We start from the raw sequence: 17303 nt of genomic DNA on the forward strand, positions 1-17303 counted from the left end.
TGATGCCGCTGGATGGATCAGGCCGGTCTCCGGGCTCATGAGCGGCGAATCGCCTGACTGCGCGCCTTCCCGCGTCGTTCGACACAGTGGCTCAATGCGCAGCTTTCACTCATTTACCGTTGCGGGGGCAGCGCCGGGATCGTGATCGTTCTTCACCTGAAAACAACCCTCACCGGCTTCCCTGTTTCACTCTGTCGACACGCGTCACAGAGCACCTGAAACAAGCCGCGAAGGTTAGAGGGTTGGGGGTGGAGCGTCAATTAAAGAGGGGGCCGTCGGGCGAATAACTGCCGTCGATCAATTATCTGGCGCCATTCTTGTGCCACACTGATACAAATGATATCAAAGAGCCATGCTTTTCTCGAAAAAGCCTATCACAACAATAAAGGATGATGACGATGCAAGGCATGATCATCAGCAACCCGCGCCTGGAATTCCTGCGCCCGATGCTTGAACGCTGGTTTGACTGTATCGACCGCTACAACGCCATTCGCGGCGACAACGACACCCCTTACTGGCATGACGAGAACGCCAATCTCGGCTTGCTCTCCGCGGCGGCATGGATGGCCGAGTTGGTGACCCTTTGTGATACCCCGACCCGAAAGCAGAACGAGGACGGCGAGCGCAATGCCCGCGCCGATCTGTTCATTGCCGGGCCTGAAGACCGCGCCTACCTTCAGGCGACCCAGCGCTGGCCGCGGGTCAACAATCTCAACCTGACCCAGGCCCTGCTGGACATCACCAGCGATGCCAAACGCATCAGTTTTGCCAGCGACCTCAAGCTCGGCTGCCTGTTCGTCGCCCCGCAAAAGGCCCAGCACAGCGCCAGCCCCGAAGAACTGCAGGACATGGTCGACGACCTGCAAAAGGAACATTGCTGCGCAGTGGCCTGGTATTTCCCCTACGCCTACCGCAAGTTGCGCAGCGAAGCGGGCAACTATCATCCGGGCATCGCCGTGCTGTTCAAAGAGGCCCGCGGTTGAGCGGTTGAACCATCGCACGCCTGTGCTTCTCTATGATTAGGTCAATGCATTCATAGGGAAGATCAGTAATGCGCAAGTCCCAGCTCGCTCTCGTCATCGCCCTCGCCGGAGGGCTCGCCGCCTGTGGCGAATCCTCCAGCCTGCAAGTTTCCGACGGCACCGGCCCGTCACCGAAACTGCCTGAACCGAACAAAACCCTGATCCCGACGGTGAACATCGCCCCGGCGATCGGCTGGCCTGCGGGTGGTAAACCGACCGCCGCGGCCGGCACGCAAGTGGCCGCATTCGCCGAAGGCCTCGATCACCCGCGCTGGCTCTACGTGCTGCCCAACGGTGATGTGCTGGTGGCGGAAACCAACGCGCCACCCAAGCCTGACGACAGCAGCGGCATTCGTGGCTGGGTGATGAAGAAAGTCATGGGCAAGGCCGGCGCTGGCGTGCCGAGCCCGAATCGCATCACCCTGCTGCGCGATGCCGACCACGACGGCGTGGCCGAGACCCGCACGGTGTTCTTGCAAAACCTCAACTCGCCGTTCGGCATGACCCTGGTCGGTAATGACCTGTATGTCGCCGACACCGATCGCCTGCTGCGCTTCCACTACGAACCCGGCGCGACCGAGATCAAGACCCAGCCGATTAAAGTCACCGACCTGCCGGGCGGCACGCTGAACCACCACTGGACGAAAAACGTTATCGCCAGCAAGGACGGCAGCAAGCTGTACGTCACCGTCGGCTCGAACAGCAACGTCGGCGAGAATGGTCTGGATAAAGAAGAAGGTCGCGCGGCGATCTGGGAAGTCGATCGCGCCACTGGCAATCACCGGATCTTCGCCTCGGGCATCCGCAACCCCAACGGCCTGGCGTGGGAGCCCACCAGTGGCGCGTTGTGGACAGCGGTCAACGAGCGTGACGAGATCGGCAGCGACCTGGTGCCGGATTACATCACCTCGGTCAAGGACGGCGGCTTCTACGGCTGGCCATTCAGCTATTACGGACAGCACGTGGACGTGCGGGTGAAGCCGCAGAATCTGGATCTAGTGGCCAAGGCTATCGCCCCGGACTACGCCGTCGGCCCACACACCGCCTCGCTGGGTCTGACCTTCGCCGAAGGCAACAGCCTGCCGGCGCAGTTCAAGGAAGGCGCGTTCATCGGCCAGCACGGCTCATGGAACCGCAAACCGCACAGTGGCTATAAAGTGATTTTCGTCCCGTTCGCCGCCGGCAAGCCGAACGGAGCACCGGTGGATGTGCTGACCGGTTTCCTCGACAAGGACGAAAACGCCTTGGGTCGCCCGGTGGGCGTGGTGATCGACCAGCAAGGTGGTTTGCTGGTAGCGGATGATGTGGGGAACAAGGTTTGGCGGGTGTCGTCCGCCAAGTAACTTTTGCCTGACCTGAAACAACTGTAGGAGTGAGCCTGCTCGCGATGACGGTGTCACATTCAACATCAGTGTTGATTGATCAACCGCTATCGCGAGCAGGCTCACTCCTACATTGGACTGTGAGCTCTTTGAATTACGGGTTACGCGCCAGATGCTCCGGCTGCAGCACCCGCTTGGCGCTCAGATACGCCTTCTGCCAGTAAGCCTTTGACAGGCTGTCCAGCTTCACCGTGCCGCCAGTTGCCGGCGCGTGCACGAAGCGCCCTTCGCCGACGTAAATTCCCGCATGGCTGACCTGCGAGCCACCGTTGGTGGCGAAGAAGATCAGGTCGCCGGTTTGCAAACCCTCTTTGCCGACGTTCGGCGCCTGCATCACGATCATCTCGCGCGTCGAGCGCGGCAAGGAAATACCAGCAGCATCGCGGTAGACGAAGCCGATCAGGCCACTGCAATCGAAACCGGAGTCTGGTGTGTTGCCGCCCCAGCGATAAGGCGTGCCAACCAGACCCAACGCGCGAAACAGCACGTCTTCAGCAGCCGGCGAAAAAGCTTGGGAAGGTCCGAACACGACCGGGGCACGTACCACGGGCGCAGGCGGCGGCGTGCGACTGGCGCAGGCGCTGAGCAGCGCTGCGAAGAAGATCAAAGCAAGGCGGGCCGACATCGTCATAAGCAGAACATCCTGATCTGGCTGCGGCTTTCTCTGCCGAATGGACAGAAACAAAACCGCCTGCGGAGCACGCAGGCGGTTTGCCATCAATATAGATACAGGATTCTAGCGGCTATACGACAAACTTCAAGTAAGACTTTAACTTCACCTTGTAAAGTTTAGGTCTACTCTTTGCCGGAGCCGTTTTTTTGTCGCCACGGACGTGGCGACAACGGGGGAATTACTTGCGAGCGGTGACCACGGTCGGGGCCATCGCGAGGGCGCGCTTGGCTTCGATGAAGGTCTTGCTCCAGTAGCTGTCACCCAGGCTGTCGATGCGAACACCGCCGCTGCGACGACTGCTGGAGTGAATAAACTGGTTGTCACCCAAGTAGATCCCGGCGTGGCTTACACGACCGCGACGACCATTGGTGGCGAAGAACAGCAGATCGCCCGGCTCAAGGTTGCCGCGCGAGACCAGAGGCGCATCCACGTTGATCATTTCGCGGGTGGAGCGCGGCAGATTCATACCGGCTTCTTCGCGGAACAGATAACCGATGAAACCGCTGCAGTCGAAACCGGCTTCAGAGGTACCGCCGAAACGGTAACGGGTACCGATCAGGGACATGCCGCGTTCGAGGATGCTGTCAGCCAGAACCGGGAGCTCGTACGGCTTCTTGTTGAAGTCCGAGAGTTCCTTTTCGGTGTCCAGCTCTTCCTGGTAAATAACGGAAGACTGGGCAGTGGCAGAATTTTTAACCTGTTGAGGCTGCTCTTGAACTGGAGAATGAGCAGCGCAACCGAACAACAGGGTGACGAGTGCGAGAGGCACGAGGGGTGCGAAGCGATTTAGCATGGGCACGACCGTGGCTGAAGTTGTAAAGAAGCCGAGACTATGCCCGCTATCGGCCTCATTTGCAAATTCAATCGATCTTTTTGTGACTTCCCGGTTTCTCGTTTACATCTAAGCGCTTAAGCCCATTTGAGTCGATACGCGGTCTGCACAGGGTGCGGAAAAGCGGATTTTCTGGCGCCTGAAATATGTCAAAACGTGGTCAAAGCCACGTATTTCAAGGGCTGGCTACCAGCCGAGGGTTTCTTTCAGGAACGGAATCGTCAACTTGCGCTGCGCCTGCAACGAGGCCTGATCCAGCTGTTCGAGCAGGTCGAACAATGCACTCATGCTGCGGGTGCCGCGGGTCAGGATAAAGTGTCCGACTTCATCGGTCAGGTGCAGACCGCGACGCGAAGCGCGTAATTGCAGGGCACGCAATTTGTCTTCATCGGAGAGCGGACGCATCTGGAAGATCAGCGCCAGGGTCAGGCGCGATTTGAGGTCGGCCAGTTTGACCGGCAATTCGCGTGGCGAAGTAGAGGCGGCGATCAGCAGACGCCGACCACTGTCACGCAGACGATTGAACAGATGAAACATTGCCTCTTCCCAGTCGGCCTTGCCGGCAATCACCTGCAAGTCATCCAGGCAGACCAGTTCGTACTGTTCAAGGTTGTCGAGGATTTCGATACCACGATCCATCAGCTCGGCCAGCGGCAGATACACCGCCGGTTCGCCCATCTGCTCGAAACGCAGGCAAGCCGCCTGCAACAGATGCGTACGCCCTACCCCATGCTTGCCCCACAGGTAGATCAGGCTTTCGGTCCAGCCGGCGTCGGCTTCGCATAGGCGCTCGACATAGCCGAGTGCAGCGGCATTGGCGCCTGGGTAGTAGTTGATGAAGGTGGCGTCGTCACGCAGACGCACACCTAGGGGCAGCTGAATCGGTTTCATGCTGACTGAACAGTTCTCAAGGAACCGTTAGTGGCCTCTGTGTAAAGTTTGCGAAGTTTATACCCGTGAAGCTGAGCGCACAATGCGACAGACTCCAAGCAAAATCAAAGGTTTGCGTTAACACGCTGGTTTTATGACAGTTTCTCTGACGCGCTATCGAACGAACTCACCGCAAAACACGGGCCAACCCGGCGCAATGCCGGGCCGCCCGTGATCGGATTACAACTCGGGTTCATCTGCCCCGCTGTAGATATCCGAGTCCTTGTACAAATCGTGTACGTGACGCACCAGCACCATGATCACCGCCGCCACCGGCAATGCCAGTAGCACACCTGTAAAGCCGAACAGCTCGCCACCCGCCAGGATCGCGAAGATCACCGCCACCGGATGCAGACCGATCCGGTCGCCCACCAGCAAAGGCGTCAGCACCATGCCTTCCAGCGCTTGCCCGACCATGAACACAGCCACAATGCCGATCATCGGGTACAGATCGCCACCAAACTGGAACAACCCGGCAATCAGCGCCGCACCAATGCCGATGACAAACCCCATGTACGGCACGATAGCCGCCAGGCCTGCAATCAGGCCGATCAACAGCCCCAGCTCCAGACCGACGATCATCAGACCCGCCGCGTAAATCACCCCCAGCGCCAGCATCACCAGCAACTGCCCGCGCACAAACGCGCCGAGCACCTCGTGGCACTCCCCCGCGAGCGAGACGATGGTTGCTTCGCGATCACGCGGCAACAGGCTGCGGATCTTGGCCATCATCACGTCCCAGTCGCGCAGCAGATAAAAACTCACCACCGGGATCAGCACCAGATTCGCCAGCCAGCCGATCAGCGCAAGGCTGGAGGCCGTCGCCTGACTCAACACCACACCAACGATGTCGGTGGTCTGCCCCATGTGTTCGCTGATCGCCGCCTTGACCTTGTCGAACTTCCAGAAACCGTCCGACAACCCCAGCTTCGATTGCGCCCACGGCAGCGCGGTGTGCTGCAGCCAGTCGAGCATCTGCGGTGCCAGCTCGTACAAGCGCACCAACTGCTTGGCGAGCATCGGCACCAGCACCAGCAGCAACGTGGTGACGATCAGGGTGAACAAGGCAAACACCGCAATCACGCCCCAGGTACGCGACAGACCGAGTCGCTCAAGGCGATCCACCAGCGGATCGAACAGATAAGCCAGCAGCAACGCCACCAGAAACGGCGTGAGGATCGGATGCAGCAACCAGACAAACGCGCAAAGCAGGACTACCCCACCGAGCCAGAACCAACGCCGCGAATCGGCCATGTACCACTCCTACTGCTTCTATATAAGGAAAGACTTACCAGCGAAACCGCAACGAAGGCGCTACCGGTACAGGCGCCGGTGCCGCAACAGGCGCCGCACCTGCAACGGCTGGCTGCGGCGCTGCCACTGGCGTCGGTGCTTCGGCCGGCAACTCCTGCAACTTCGCCAGCGACAATTGCGAACGCAACTGATCGGCACTGCCGTTGACCCGATACACGATACGATCACCATCAACACTCTGCAGACGCACACCGAACGGTTCGAGTAACCGCAGCAGCGCGGCGTAGTGCTCAAGATTCATGCCCTGCACTTCGAGGGTCTGTTGACCGGAAGCGCCGGGCTTGGCAACAAATCGCGGGGCCAGACGCTCAGCCACTGCCAGCATCACCGCATCGGCCACGGTAGCCTGATCGGCGCCCTGCACGCTGCCGGCTTCTTTCTGATCGCCCAGCCACAGATGCCACTTGGCCTGCCACTGCCCGCCCTCTTCGTGCGCATGCACCGCCAGCAACGCATCCGCGCCGTAACGCTCCGAAGCGCCGCGCAATGGCGCGGGATCGGTGCCGTCCAGCACCGGCGCGGTGGCCACCAGTTGCTCACTGAGATCCGCCAGCGGCAAACGCAGCGGCAAGCCGCGATGCTGAGCCGCAGAACGCAGCGGTGCAGCCGCTGCCTGACCGTCGCCGACCAGGCTCGAACCTTCAGTCGAATCGTTCAGCCACCAGCTCAGAATCGACGGCCGACTCGCCCCCCACAATGACAGACCGGCCCGGCGCAGCGCCTGCTCGGTGGTGGCCGGATCGAAATCGACCTTGAGCACCTCCGGAGGCCCGGCATCGAAACCGAACTGACTGATGATCTGCTGCGGATCCTTGCGAATCGCCGCCAGCCCCGGACTCTGCGGAGCCTTGGGGTCACCGGTCAGGCGCAACACCAGCGTATCGAGCGCTGCCTGCGTGGCGCGATCACGCTCTTCCGGCGCCTGACTGCTGACCGGTTGGCGTACTTGATAGAGACCTTTGAGGTTTTCGGCATGACTCGCCAGGCTGACCAACGACAAACAACCCACAACCAACAATTTACAAAAACGCATGGAAAATTCCCGTCGACAGGAGCGGCTGGAACAGGCCGCGTGAACCGGTTAAGCAAGGCTGTGACAATCTGCCATCGCAAAACATTCACACGGCAGCGGTAAGTTTTTGCACAGTGATAACGATAGACGGTTAATCGGCACACCTTATACAGGCAGCCACCCGGCACAATTGCAAAAAATTTCAGTCGATTATGCCCCTGCCCGTCGGCGCGAGGATGGCCGCTGCCCCTCAAGCCTGATAAAATCGCGCGCCTTCGCAGACCGGCAACAGCCGGGCACCCCGAAATTCGCGTGAGGCCATCGCCCCCTCGATTTCGATGTTCCCGCTGAACTCGGTCGTTACCCCTGAATCCCCTCCCCTAAAGGCCTGGATCATGAGCAAGCAACCCTCCCTGAGCTACAAGGACGCCGGTGTAGACATCGACGCCGGTGAAGCATTGGTCGAACGCATCAAGAGCGTCGCCAAGCGCACTGCGCGCCCGGAAGTCATGGGCGGTCTGGGCGGATTCGGCGCCCTCTGCGAAATCCCGGCCGGCTACAAGCAGCCAGTGCTGGTTTCCGGCACCGACGGCGTCGGCACCAAGCTGCGCCTGGCGCTGAACCTGAACAAGCACGACAGCATCGGCCAGGACCTGGTCGCCATGTGCGTCAACGATCTGGTGGTGTGCGGCGCTGAACCGCTGTTCTTCCTCGACTACTACGCCACCGGCAAGCTGAACGTTGACGTGGCCGCCACCGTCGTCACCGGTATCGGTGCAGGCTGCGAACTGGCTGGCTGCTCCCTGGTCGGAGGCGAAACCGCTGAAATGCCTGGCATGTACGAAGGCGAAGACTACGATCTGGCCGGCTTCTGCGTCGGCGTGGTGGAAAAAGCCGAAATCATCGACGGTTCGAAAGTCGCCACCGGTGACGCGCTGATCGCTCTGCCATCGTCCGGCCCGCACTCCAACGGTTACTCGCTGATCCGCAAGATCATCGAAGTGTCTGGTGCCGACATTGAAACCGTTCAGCTCGACGGCAAGCCGCTGACCGACCTGCTGATGGCCCCGACCCGCATCTACGTGAAGCCGCTGCTCAAGCTGATCAAGGACACCGGCGCGGTCAAGGCCATGGCCCACATCACCGGTGGCGGTCTGCTGGACAACATCCCGCGCGTTCTGCCAAAAGGCGCTCAGGCCGTGGTTGACGTGGCCAGCTGGACTCGCCCGGCAGTCTTCGACTGGCTGCAAGAGAAAGGCAACGTCGACGAGACCGAAATGCACCGCGTACTGAACTGCGGCGTCGGCATGGTCATCTGCGTGGCTCAGGAGCACGTTGAAGTGGCCCTGAACACCCTGCGTGATGCCGGCGAGCAGCCTTGGGTCATCGGCAAGATCGCTGCCGCTGCAGAAGGCGCTGCCCAGGTTGATCTGCAGAACCTTAAGGCTCATTAATGTCCGCAACCTGTGATGTCGTGGTGCTGTTGTCCGGCACCGGCAGTAACTTGCAGGCTCTGATCGACAGCACGCGGACCGGTGACAGCCCGGTCCGCATCGCTGCGGTGATTTCCAACCGCGCCGTCGCCTACGGCCTGCAACGCGCCAGTGACGCGGGTATCGCCACCCGCTCGCTGGATCACAAGGCTTTCGAAGGTCGCGAGGCCTTCGATGCTGCCCTGATCGAACTGATCGACGAATTCAAACCGAAACTCGTGGTACTGGCCGGCTTCATGCGCATTCTCAGCGCTGACTTCGTGCGTCATTACCAGGGTCGTCTGCTCAATATCCACCCGTCGCTGCTGCCCAAATACAAAGGGTTACACACTCATCAGCGCGCGCTGGAGGCCGGCGACGCGGAACACGGCTGCTCCGTGCACTTCGTCACCGAGGAACTCGATGGTGGACCACTGGTCGTACAGGCAGTAATACCGGTAGAGTTGCACGACACGCCGCAGACACTTGCGCAGCGAGTGCATGTCCAGGAACACCTGATCTACCCGATGGCTGTACGCTGGTTTGCCGAAGGCCGACTGGCACTCGGTGAACAAGGTGCTTTACTGGATGGCCAGTTACTCGCGGCCAGCGGCCACTTGATTCGACACTAGGAGATTTTATGCGTCGCGCCCTGCTCTTCGCTTGCGCTCTGCTCGCCCTGCCATTCGCGCAGGCGGCGGACCTTCAACCGTTCTCCGCCAGCTACACCGCCGACTGGAAACAGTTGCCCATGAGCGGCACCGCCGAACGCAGCCTGACCAAGGAAGCCAACGGCGTCTGGAAACTCAGCTTCAAGGCGTCGATGATGATCGCCAGCCTGACCGAAGAAAGCACCCTGACCCTGGACAAGGACACCCTGCTGCCACAGTCCTACCACTTCGAACGTGGTGGTCTGGGCAAAGCGAAAAAGGCTGATCTGGACTTCGACTGGAACAGCAAGATGGTCACCGGCACCGACCGTGGCGACGCGGTGAAGATCCCGCTGAACCGTGGCATGGTCGACAAGTCGACCTACCAACTGGCGCTGCAGCACGACGTCGCCGCCGGCAAGAAGACCATGAGCTATCAGGTGGTCGACGACGGTGAAGTTGATACCTATGACTTCCGTGTGCTCGGTGCCGAGAAAGTCGATACCAAGGCCGGCAAGATCGACGCGATCAAGGTCGAGCGCGTGCGCGACCCGACACAAAGCAAGCGCATCACTGTGCTGTGGTTCGCCAAGGACTGGGATTACCTGCTGGTCCGCCTGCAACAGGTTGAAACCGACGGCAAGGAGTACAACATCATGCTCCAGGACGGCACGGTCAACGGCAAAACCGTTAAAGGCAGCTGATCCGCCGCTACAACGAAAAGCCCCGCAGATGCGGGGCTTTTTTGTGCCTGCGATTTCCGCGACGACACATATCCCCTGTGGGAGCGAGCCTGCTCGCGAAGGCGTCAGTTCAGCCGACTTGTATATGGCTGATACACCGCTTTCGCGAGCAGGCTCGCTCCCACAGGGTTCAGCTCGATCTTCAAGGGTCAGATCAGACCGAGAATTTGGCCACCATATTGTTCAAATCCACCGCCAGCCGCGACAACTCCTGGCTGGCCGCACTGGTCTGATTCGCCCCCGCCGAGGTCTGCGTCGCCAGGTCACGGATATTCATCAGATTACGATCCACCTCCCGCGCCACCGCTGCCTGCTCCTCCGAGGCACTGGCGATCACCAGATTGCGCTCGTTGATCAAGGTGAACGCCGAAGCGATTTCCTCCAGCGCCACGCCTGCCGCCTTGGCCAGTTCCAGCGTCGAATGCGCACGGATGTTGCTCTGCTGCATTGAACTCACCGCCGAATCGGTACCCTGCTGAATGCCACCGATCATCTGCTCGATTTCCTGGGTCGACTGCTGCGTGCGATGAGCCAGCGCCCGTACTTCATCGGCCACCACCGCAAAGCCACGACCGGCATCCCCGGCCCGCGCTGCCTCGATCGCAGCGTTCAGTGCCAGCAGATTGGTCTGTTCGGCGATCGAGCGGATCACGTCCAGCACCTTGCTGATGCCGTGAACCTTTTGCGCCAGCTCCTCCACCTGCGCTGCATTGGAGGTGACATCCTGCGCCAGCGATTCGATTGAAACCACGGTCTGCTTGACCTGCTCACGGCCATGCTGGGCAATGCGGTCAGACTCGCGGGACGCCTCCGAGGTTGCCACGGCGTTGCTCGCAACCTCCTCCACGGCAGCGGTCATCTGGTTGACCGCTGTGGCGGCTTGTTCGATCTCCAGACTTTGCTGATGCAGCCCGCGAGTCGCGTCTTCGGTAACGCAACTGAGTTCTTCGGAAGCGGACGCCAACTGGCTGGATGAGTCGGATATCTGGCGGATGGTGTCGCGCAGGTTGTGCTGCATGCTTTTGAGTGCCTGCAGCAGCCGCGCCGGCTCGTCCTTGCCGGAAATACGGATATCGCCGGTCAGATCACCACCGGCCACCACCTCCGCAACGCCCAATGATTGCGCCAGCGGCAGGACGATGCTGCGGGTCAACAACAATGCCAGACCGATGGTGATCAGCGCCGTAATCCCGATCATCACCCCCACCCACACCCGCGAATTGATGAACACCAGTCGAGCGGCTTCGGTGGCAAGGTTGGCGTTGTGCTTGTTCAGTTCGACCAGTTCCTTGAGGGTGACGGCCATGTCATCGGCTAACGGGCTCATCTCACCATTGAGGATGGCGGCAGCCTCCTCCACCCGGTTCTGCGCCGACAACTGCATGACCTGCGCCTGAAACTCCAGATACTTGTGCTCGGCGACCTTGAAGCGGTCGAACAACCTGCGCTCTTCGGGCAGCACAATCAGCACGTCATAGCGTTGCTGCGCTTCACTGAGCACACCCCGCAATTCGTTGAGCTTGGCGACATTCTGCGCCAGCGCCTGCGGGTCGCGATTGAGCAGCAGGCGCATGGTCAGCGCACGCAGGCGCAGCATGTCCTGACTCATCTCGCCGACCGCCATCACGCTCGGCAGCCAGTTGTTGTCGACCTCATCAGACTGGGCGCGCATGTTCGACATTTGCAGCAGGGCGAACGCCCCCAGGGCAAACACCATCAACGCCAACACACCAAACCCCAGGCCGGCACGCGGCGCAATATTGAGACTGCGGATACTCATTACTCTGGCTCCTTCCAAAAGCGCTGCATCAACCCTGCAGCTGGTTGCTTTAGAAGGTATCGGCCCGCAGACAATTTGCGTAAGACGAAAAGGTGATATCAAAAGGCCTTGATACTCCGAACACCTCTGCCTTAACGATTTAGCGGGCTTTTCCCGGACTTGGACGCTGTTCGCGGCAATATCCCCAAGAAATTGTCCCGAGCAACTTTACGCGCGACATCCTCGGGCAAGGCATCGAGAAACGGCGTGAAACTGCGCATTTCCTCACCAAGCTTGTTGAATCGGCCTACAACATCCGACCCCACCATAAAGCGTTCAGGGTATTTCTCCACCAATGCCAGCCATTCCGCGCGCGGCTTGCCCTGTTCGTCCAGCAAATATGGCGTGAGCATGCTCCACGACAGATCGATGAACAGATTCGGATAAGCCTCAAGCATCCGGCTCACCGTCGGCAGAAGGAATTTCAGCTGCGTCTGGTGGCGATGAATCTCCGCACTGGTGCCAGCGTGCGCCCAGATGAACCGCGTGTGCGGATGATTACGCAGGGGTTCTTCGATTTCCTTCAGGTACAGCGGATTTTTCTCACGCTTGGAGGTGATGTTGGAATGCAGCATCACTGGCAGATCGTTTTCGGCGGCCAAGTGATATATCCGCTTCATCGCCTCGTTATTGGCCCGTGGCGTGTCGCCGGCGGTCAACGCCGTCAAGTCGTCATGGCGGGTGAACACCTCGCCAATGCCCTGCCACAGCCCTGGATACAGATCGAGCATGCGCTGGATGTGTGCGGCGGAGTTCTTGTCGTTGGGGTTGAAGCCCGAGAGAAATGGATGAAAGTGCAGACGCTGCTCCGGCGTCAGTTTCTGCACGGCATCGGCGACGATCACGTCGGTGGCGCTGTACCAGTAGGCATCAGCGTCATCACCGGCGTAATAACGCGGACGCTTGGGTTCGTCCTCGTGCCATTTCTTCGCCACGGGAATCCCGGAAATCATCACATGGTCGATGGAATTGTCCTGCATGGCCGTGAGCAATTTCGCCATGCCGGCGGTTTCCTGGAAAAAATCCACGTAATGCAGGTGCGCATCGCTGTAGGTGTAATCGCGGGCGCTGGCGCTACCGGCAAATGCCAGCAGGCAGGCAAGACTCAAACGAAACAAGGACACAAGTAATCTCCGGCGGGTAGGCATAGCCTAGACCCTGAGCCGATCATAAGGGTTCATCTGCAGGAAAGTGGAACGCGCCTCCGTAGGAATGCTCTATAACTGCAAGGTCTTTTTTGATCGCACGACTTTTCCTACTGCCAGTGAGGTTGCCATGACTGTTACCGTCAATACCGTCTCCGCCGAAGGTTTTCGTCACACCGTAAAGATCGATGACCACGAATTGTTTGCCGACGTACCGAAATCGGCTGGTGGCGAGGGCTCGGCCCCAGAGCCGCACGATTACTTCGACGCCGCGCTTGGCGCCTGCAAGGCCCTGACCCTCAAGATGTACGCGAAGAAGAAAGACATCCCGCTGACCGGCGTGGGGGTCGAGGTCAAACGCGACAACAGTGAAGAGCAGAAAGGCAAATACGTGCTGCACGTCACCCTGACGCTCAAAGGTGTGCTGACCGACGCGCAACGCGAAGAACTGCTGCGCGTGGCCGATCGCTGCCCGATCCATAAACTGATGACCACCACCGACGTCAGCATCGAAACTCACGCGCCACAAGGCTTCGATAGCCAGTAACCCCCTCGTGCCAGCGGCGGGTTATGCTTCTGGCATCACCCGCTCAGCCTGGAATGCACCATGGATACGCCACTCCTGATCATCCGCCCGCGCGCCGAAGACGTCGAAGGCCAGCCGATCCTGCGTCCGCTGCCGTCAGCCAAATGCCGCAGCGTCGGGCCTTTCGTGTTTTTCGACCACATGCTCGAAACGGTTTATCCGACGGGCAAAGGCATGAACATCCGACAGCATCCGCACATTGGTCTGTCGACCCTGACCTACCTGTTCGAAGGACAGATCCAGCACAAAGACAGCCTCGGCTCCGATCAGGTGGTCAGCGCCGGCGATGTCAGCTGGATGACCGCCGGCAGTGCGATTGCTCACGTCGAGCGCACGCCCGAGTCGCTATGGGAACAAAGCTTCACCATGCACGGGCTGCAGATCTGGCTGGCTTCGCCCAAGGATCACGAGCAAGGTCCGGGGCATTACAGTCATCACCCGGCGGCAACCTTGCCGGTCAGCGATAACCTTGGTGTGCAGATCCGGATGATCGCCGGGTCAGGCTTTTGCCTGGAATCACCGGTGCCGGTGCTTTCTCCTACGCTGTACGCCGAAGTGAAAATGCAGACCGCGACCACATTGCTGATCCCGACCGAGCACGCGGAACGCGCGGTTTATGTGTTGAGTGGCGATGCGCAGTTGAATGGCGAACCCCTCGAACCCCATGCGCTGGCGGTATTGCCGGCCGGGGAAGAGCTGAGCCTGTTTGCCGAAAGCGATGTGCACGCCGTGGTGTTTGGCGGCGCGCCGCTGGACGGGCCACGGCGGATCAACTGGAATTTTGTCGCGAGCGATCCAGCGGCGATCGATGAGGCACGGCGCAAATGGGCGGCCGGGGATTGGCCGACGGTGCCGGGGGAAGTCGAGCGGATTGAATTGCCGGCAGGCCGGTAAAGCAAAAGATCGCAGCCTGCGGCAGCTCCTACATGCGATCGATGTAGGAGCTGCCGCAGCTGCGATCTTTTGATTTTGAAACGATCAGCCTTTGAAAACTTCTTCCAGCAAATCATGCATCGACTTGAACGCACGCTTGGCGGTCTTCGCGTCGTACATCATCTTGCCCGGCACGTTGGCATGCGGATCGGTGAACGAATGCACCGCACCGCCGTAGCTGAGCAACTGCCAATCGACATTCGCCGCGTTCATCTCGTCTTCAAACGCCGGCAATTGCTCTTTCGGCACCAACGGATCGGAAGCGCCGTGCAATACCAGGACTGAACCCTTGATGTTCTTGGCATCCGCCGGGTTCGGCGAGTCCAGTGTGCCGTGGAACGACACCGCTGCCTTCACCGGTGCACCGGTACGCGCCAGATCCAGTGCACAGCAACCACCGAAGCAGAACCCGAACACCGCCAGCTTCGAGGTATCGACCGCTGCCTCGCCCTGCTTCTGCAATTGTTCGAACGCTGCCTGCATGCGCTTGCGCAGCAGTGCGCGGTCGTTCTTCAGCGGCATCATCGCCGCGCCGGCCTCGTCAGCGTTCTGCGGACGTACTGCCTGGCCATACACGTCAGCAATCAACACCACGTAGCCCTTGGCCGCGACCGATTTGGCGATTTCTTCCGCCCCGGCGCTGACGCCCATCCAGTTCGGCGCCATCAGCAGGCCCGGGCGCGCGCCCTTGTGCTCGGTGTCGAACGCCAGACGACCTTCATAGGGCTGGCCATCCAGCTGATAGACCACGGAACGTACAGTAACTTGGCTCATTTCTGACTCCTGATTAGTTAAACACCAGAATGAAAAAACCCGCCGAAGCGGGTTTTTCTACAACGTGATCAAGCTGACAGTTCAACCAGCAGCTTGTTCAGACGGGTCACGTAAGCGGCCGGGTCTTTCAAGCTTTCGCCAGCCGCCAGGGCGGCCTGATCGAAGAGGATGTGCGACAGGTCGCCAAAACGCCCTTCGTTCTGCTCGCCGTCGAGTTTCTCGATCAGCGGGTGGCTCGGGTTGAATTCGAAGATCGGCTTCGATTCCGGCACTTTCTGCCCGCTGGCTTCGAGGATCTGGCGCATTTGCAGGCCCAGGTCCTGTTCACCGATGGCCAGAATGGCTGGCGAGTCGGTCAGACGGTGAGAGACGCGAACCTCGGCAACGGAATCACCCAGCGCGGTTTTGAGGCGCTCGACCAGACCTTCTTTGGACTTGGCGACTTCTTCTGCGGCTTTCTTGTCCTCTTCTGAGTCTAGATTGCCCAGATCGAGATCACCGCGAGCCACGTCGACAAAGGTCTTGCCGTCGAATTCGCTGAGGTAGCTCATCAGCCACTCGTCGATGCGATCGGTCAGCAGCAACACTTCGATGCCTTTCTTGCGGAAGACTTCCAGGTGCGGGCTGTTCTTGACCTGCGCGTAGGTTTCGCCGGTGAGGTAGTAGATCTTGTCCTGACCTTCCTTGGCGCGCGCCAGGTAGTCGGCCAGACCAACGACCTGCTCGCCGTCGTCACCCTGGGTCGATGCGAAACGCAGCAGACCGGCAATTTTTTCCTTGTTGGCGAAATCTTCTGCCGGGCCTTCTTTCATGACCTGACCGAAGTTTTTCCAGAAACCCTTGTATTGCTCAGGTTCGTTTTTCGCCAGTTTTTCCAGCATGTCCAGCACGCGCTTGGTCAGCGCCGACTTCATCGAGTCGATGATCGGGTCTTTCTGCAGGATTTCCCGCGACACGTTCAGCGACAGGTCGTTGGAATCGACCACGCCCTTGATGAAGCGCAGGTACAGCGGCAGGAACGACTCGGCCTGATCCATCACGAACACGCGCTGCACGTAGAGCTTCAGGCCTTTCGGCGCTTCACGCTGATACAGATCGAACGGCGCACGGGCCGGCACGTACAGCAACGAGCTGTATTCGAGCTTGCCTTCGACCTTGTTGTGGCTCCAGGCCAGCGGGTTTTCGAAGTCGTGAGCGATGTGCTTGTAGAACTCCTGGTATTCCTCGTCCTTCACTTCAGTACGCGGACGGGTCCACAGGGCGCTGGCGCGGTTGACGGTTTCCCATTCAACGGCAGGCTTCTCTTCGCCTTCAGCGGCAGTGACTTCTTTCGGCAGCTCGATCGGCAACGCGATGTGGTCGGAGTATTTCTTGATGATGTTGCGCAGACGCCAGCCGTCGGCGAACTCGTCTTCAGCGGATTTCAGGTGCAGGACGATGCGGGTGCCGCGCTCTGGTTTGTCGATGGTGGCGACTTCGAACTCGCCCTCGCCTTTCGACGACCAGTGCACGCCTTCGCTGGCCGGAGTGCCGGCGCGACGGGAATACACATCAACCTGGTCGGCAACGATGAAGGCCGAGTAGAAGCCCACACCGAACTGGCCGATCAGGTGCGAATCTTTCTTCTGATCGCCGGAGAGATTCTTCATGAAATCGGCGGTGCCCGACTTGGCGATGGTCCCCAGGTGGGTGATCACATCGTCACGGTTCATGCCGATACCGTTGTCTTCGAGGGTGACGGTCTTGGCGTCCTTGTCGAAGCTCACACGGATTTTCAGTTCAGCGCCACCTTCGAGCAACTCAGGCTTGGCCAGGGCTTCGAAGCGCAGCTTGTCGACAGCGTCAGAGGCGTTCGAGATCAATTCGCGAAGGAAGATTTCCTTGTTGGAATACAGCGAATGGATCATGAGGTGCAGCAGCTGCTTTACCTCGGTCTGGAAGCCCAGGGTTTCCTTTTGAGTTTCCACACTCATGGTCATCAAACTCCAATCAGATGGCAATGGCCGCGACCCAAAG

General features: G+C 59.7%; 16 protein-coding genes and 1 riboswitch. Of the genes, 7 read left to right on the plus strand and 9 right to left on the minus strand.

Annotation, left to right across the window (positions count from 1 at the left end; genetic code table 11):
* Positions 1–3: 3 nt before the first annotated feature.
* Positions 4–234: riboswitch (cobalamin riboswitch) on the minus strand.
* A 164-nt stretch (positions 235–398) separates the two neighbouring features.
* Entirely contained in the window at positions 399–983 is a 585-nt protein-coding gene (locus tag PMI25_RS10915) for a hypothetical protein (RefSeq protein ID WP_007962888.1), read from the plus strand.
* A gap of 68 nt (positions 984–1051) precedes the next feature.
* The gene (locus tag PMI25_RS10920) at positions 1052–2365 is read left to right on the plus strand and encodes a PQQ-dependent sugar dehydrogenase (protein WP_007962887.1); all 1314 of its coding nucleotides are present in this window, start codon (positions 1052–1054) and stop codon (positions 2363–2365) included.
* Positions 2366–2498: 133 nt separating this feature from the next.
* Here PMI25_RS10920 and PMI25_RS10925 read toward each other — a convergent pair whose 3' ends face one another.
* The 5 genes from PMI25_RS10925 to PMI25_RS10945 form a co-directional block, all read right to left on the minus strand.
* The gene (locus PMI25_RS10925; RefSeq protein ID WP_007962886.1) at positions 2499–3035 is read right to left on the minus strand and encodes a C40 family peptidase; all 537 of its coding nucleotides are present in this window, start codon (positions 3033–3035) and stop codon (positions 2499–2501) included.
* Between the two features lie 220 nt (positions 3036–3255).
* Entirely contained in the window at positions 3256–3870 is a 615-nt protein-coding gene (locus tag PMI25_RS10930) for a C40 family peptidase (RefSeq protein ID WP_007962885.1), read from the minus strand.
* Between the two features lie 225 nt (positions 3871–4095).
* Positions 4096–4800: a DnaA regulatory inactivator Hda gene (gene hda / locus PMI25_RS10935; protein ID WP_003223042.1), complete on the minus strand. Its 705-nt coding sequence runs from the start codon at positions 4798–4800 to the stop codon at positions 4096–4098.
* 219 nt (positions 4801–5019) lie between these two features.
* Entirely contained in the window at positions 5020–6093 is a 1074-nt protein-coding gene (locus PMI25_RS10940; RefSeq protein WP_007962884.1) for an AI-2E family transporter, read from the minus strand.
* A 34-nt stretch (positions 6094–6127) separates the two neighbouring features.
* A complete protein-coding gene (locus PMI25_RS10945; RefSeq protein ID WP_007962883.1) occupies positions 6128–7186 on the minus strand; it encodes a DUF2066 domain-containing protein in 1059 nt (352 codons plus the stop codon).
* A 374-nt stretch (positions 7187–7560) separates the two neighbouring features.
* Between PMI25_RS10945 and purM the strand changes: the two genes are divergently transcribed.
* Genes purM through PMI25_RS10960 form a run of 3 tightly spaced genes read left to right on the plus strand, consistent with a single transcriptional unit; the run spans position 7561 to position 9991 of the window.
* The gene (gene purM / locus PMI25_RS10950; RefSeq protein ID WP_007962882.1) at positions 7561–8619 is read left to right on the plus strand and encodes a phosphoribosylformylglycinamidine cyclo-ligase; all 1059 of its coding nucleotides are present in this window, start codon (positions 7561–7563) and stop codon (positions 8617–8619) included.
* Complete coding sequence (gene purN / locus PMI25_RS10955; protein WP_007962881.1) at positions 8619–9269, plus strand: phosphoribosylglycinamide formyltransferase; 651 nt, start codon at positions 8619–8621, stop codon at positions 9267–9269. Before purM ends, purN begins: the two co-directional genes overlap by 1 nt.
* An 8-nt stretch (positions 9270–9277) precedes the next feature.
* On the plus strand, positions 9278–9991 hold the full coding sequence (locus tag PMI25_RS10960) for a DUF3108 domain-containing protein (protein ID WP_007962880.1): 714 nt from the start codon (positions 9278–9280) through the stop codon (positions 9989–9991).
* Between the two features lie 193 nt (positions 9992–10184).
* Here the strand turns inward: PMI25_RS10960 and PMI25_RS10965 are convergent, their stop codons facing one another.
* Both PMI25_RS10965 and PMI25_RS10970 read right to left on the minus strand, forming a co-directional pair.
* Positions 10185–11810 carry a methyl-accepting chemotaxis protein gene (locus tag PMI25_RS10965; protein ID WP_007962878.1) on the minus strand — a complete coding sequence of 542 codons (1626 nt, stop codon included), beginning with the start codon at positions 11808–11810 and terminating at the stop codon, positions 10185–10187.
* Between the two features lie 131 nt (positions 11811–11941).
* Entirely contained in the window at positions 11942–12997 is a 1056-nt protein-coding gene (locus tag PMI25_RS10970; RefSeq protein WP_007962877.1) for an amidohydrolase family protein, read from the minus strand.
* Between the two features lie 127 nt (positions 12998–13124).
* Here PMI25_RS10970 and PMI25_RS10975 point away from each other — a divergent pair, with 127 nt between their 5' ends.
* Together PMI25_RS10975 and PMI25_RS10980 are read left to right on the plus strand one after the other, a co-directional pair.
* Positions 13125–13541 carry an OsmC family protein gene (locus tag PMI25_RS10975; RefSeq protein WP_003223035.1) on the plus strand — a complete coding sequence of 139 codons (417 nt, stop codon included), beginning with the start codon at positions 13125–13127 and terminating at the stop codon, positions 13539–13541.
* Between the two features lie 60 nt (positions 13542–13601).
* On the plus strand, positions 13602–14474 hold the full coding sequence (locus tag PMI25_RS10980) for a pirin family protein (protein WP_007962875.1): 873 nt from the start codon (positions 13602–13604) through the stop codon (positions 14472–14474).
* Between the two features lie 84 nt (positions 14475–14558).
* On the opposite strand, the gene PMI25_RS10985 is transcribed toward PMI25_RS10980, so the two are convergent.
* Both PMI25_RS10985 and htpG read right to left on the minus strand, forming a co-directional pair.
* Positions 14559–15287, minus strand: coding sequence for a dienelactone hydrolase family protein (locus tag PMI25_RS10985; RefSeq protein ID WP_007962873.1), 729 nt, complete (start codon positions 15285–15287; stop codon positions 14559–14561).
* 68 nt (positions 15288–15355) lie between these two features.
* Positions 15356–17260: a molecular chaperone HtpG gene (htpG, locus tag PMI25_RS10990; RefSeq protein ID WP_007962872.1), complete on the minus strand. Its 1905-nt coding sequence runs from the start codon at positions 17258–17260 to the stop codon at positions 15356–15358.
* Positions 17261–17303 lie beyond the last annotated feature (43 nt).

Origin of the sequence: Pseudomonas sp. GM30, assembly GCF_000282275.2 — a bacterium.
Lineage (GTDB): Bacteria > Pseudomonadota > Gammaproteobacteria > Pseudomonadales > Pseudomonadaceae > Aquipseudomonas.

Excerpts from the sequence above, each read along its gene's own strand:
- PMI25_RS10920 (WP_007962887.1), top strand. The coding sequence starts at position 1,052 with ATGCGCAAGTCCCAGCTCGCTCTCGTCATCGCCCTCGCCGGAGGGCTC.
- PMI25_RS10960 (WP_007962880.1), top strand. The coding sequence starts at position 9,278 with ATGCGTCGCGCCCTGCTCTTCGCTTGCGCTCTGCTCGCCCTGCCATTC.
- PMI25_RS10970 (WP_007962877.1), bottom strand. The coding sequence starts at position 12,997 with ATGCCTACCCGCCGGAGATTACTTGTGTCCTTGTTTCGTTTGAGTCTT.
- PMI25_RS10930 (WP_007962885.1), bottom strand. The coding sequence starts at position 3,870 with ATGCTAAATCGCTTCGCACCCCTCGTGCCTCTCGCACTCGTCACCCTG.
- purN (WP_007962881.1), top strand. The coding sequence starts at position 8,619 with ATGTCCGCAACCTGTGATGTCGTGGTGCTGTTGTCCGGCACCGGCAGT.
- PMI25_RS10975 (WP_003223035.1), top strand. The coding sequence starts at position 13,125 with ATGACTGTTACCGTCAATACCGTCTCCGCCGAAGGTTTTCGTCACACC.
- htpG (WP_007962872.1), bottom strand. The coding sequence starts at position 17,260 with ATGAGTGTGGAAACTCAAAAGGAAACCCTGGGCTTCCAGACCGAGGTA.
- PMI25_RS10925 (WP_007962886.1), bottom strand. The coding sequence starts at position 3,035 with ATGACGATGTCGGCCCGCCTTGCTTTGATCTTCTTCGCAGCGCTGCTC.
- PMI25_RS10915 (WP_007962888.1), top strand. The coding sequence starts at position 399 with ATGCAAGGCATGATCATCAGCAACCCGCGCCTGGAATTCCTGCGCCCG.
- PMI25_RS10965 (WP_007962878.1), bottom strand. The coding sequence starts at position 11,810 with ATGAGTATCCGCAGTCTCAATATTGCGCCGCGTGCCGGCCTGGGGTTT.
- PMI25_RS10940 (WP_007962884.1), bottom strand. The coding sequence starts at position 6,093 with ATGGCCGATTCGCGGCGTTGGTTCTGGCTCGGTGGGGTAGTCCTGCTT.
- hda (WP_003223042.1), bottom strand. The coding sequence starts at position 4,800 with ATGAAACCGATTCAGCTGCCCCTAGGTGTGCGTCTGCGTGACGACGCC.
- purM (WP_007962882.1), top strand. The coding sequence starts at position 7,561 with ATGAGCAAGCAACCCTCCCTGAGCTACAAGGACGCCGGTGTAGACATC.
- PMI25_RS10985 (WP_007962873.1), bottom strand. The coding sequence starts at position 15,287 with ATGAGCCAAGTTACTGTACGTTCCGTGGTCTATCAGCTGGATGGCCAG.
- PMI25_RS10980 (WP_007962875.1), top strand. The coding sequence starts at position 13,602 with ATGGATACGCCACTCCTGATCATCCGCCCGCGCGCCGAAGACGTCGAA.
- PMI25_RS10945 (WP_007962883.1), bottom strand. The coding sequence starts at position 7,186 with ATGCGTTTTTGTAAATTGTTGGTTGTGGGTTGTTTGTCGTTGGTCAGC.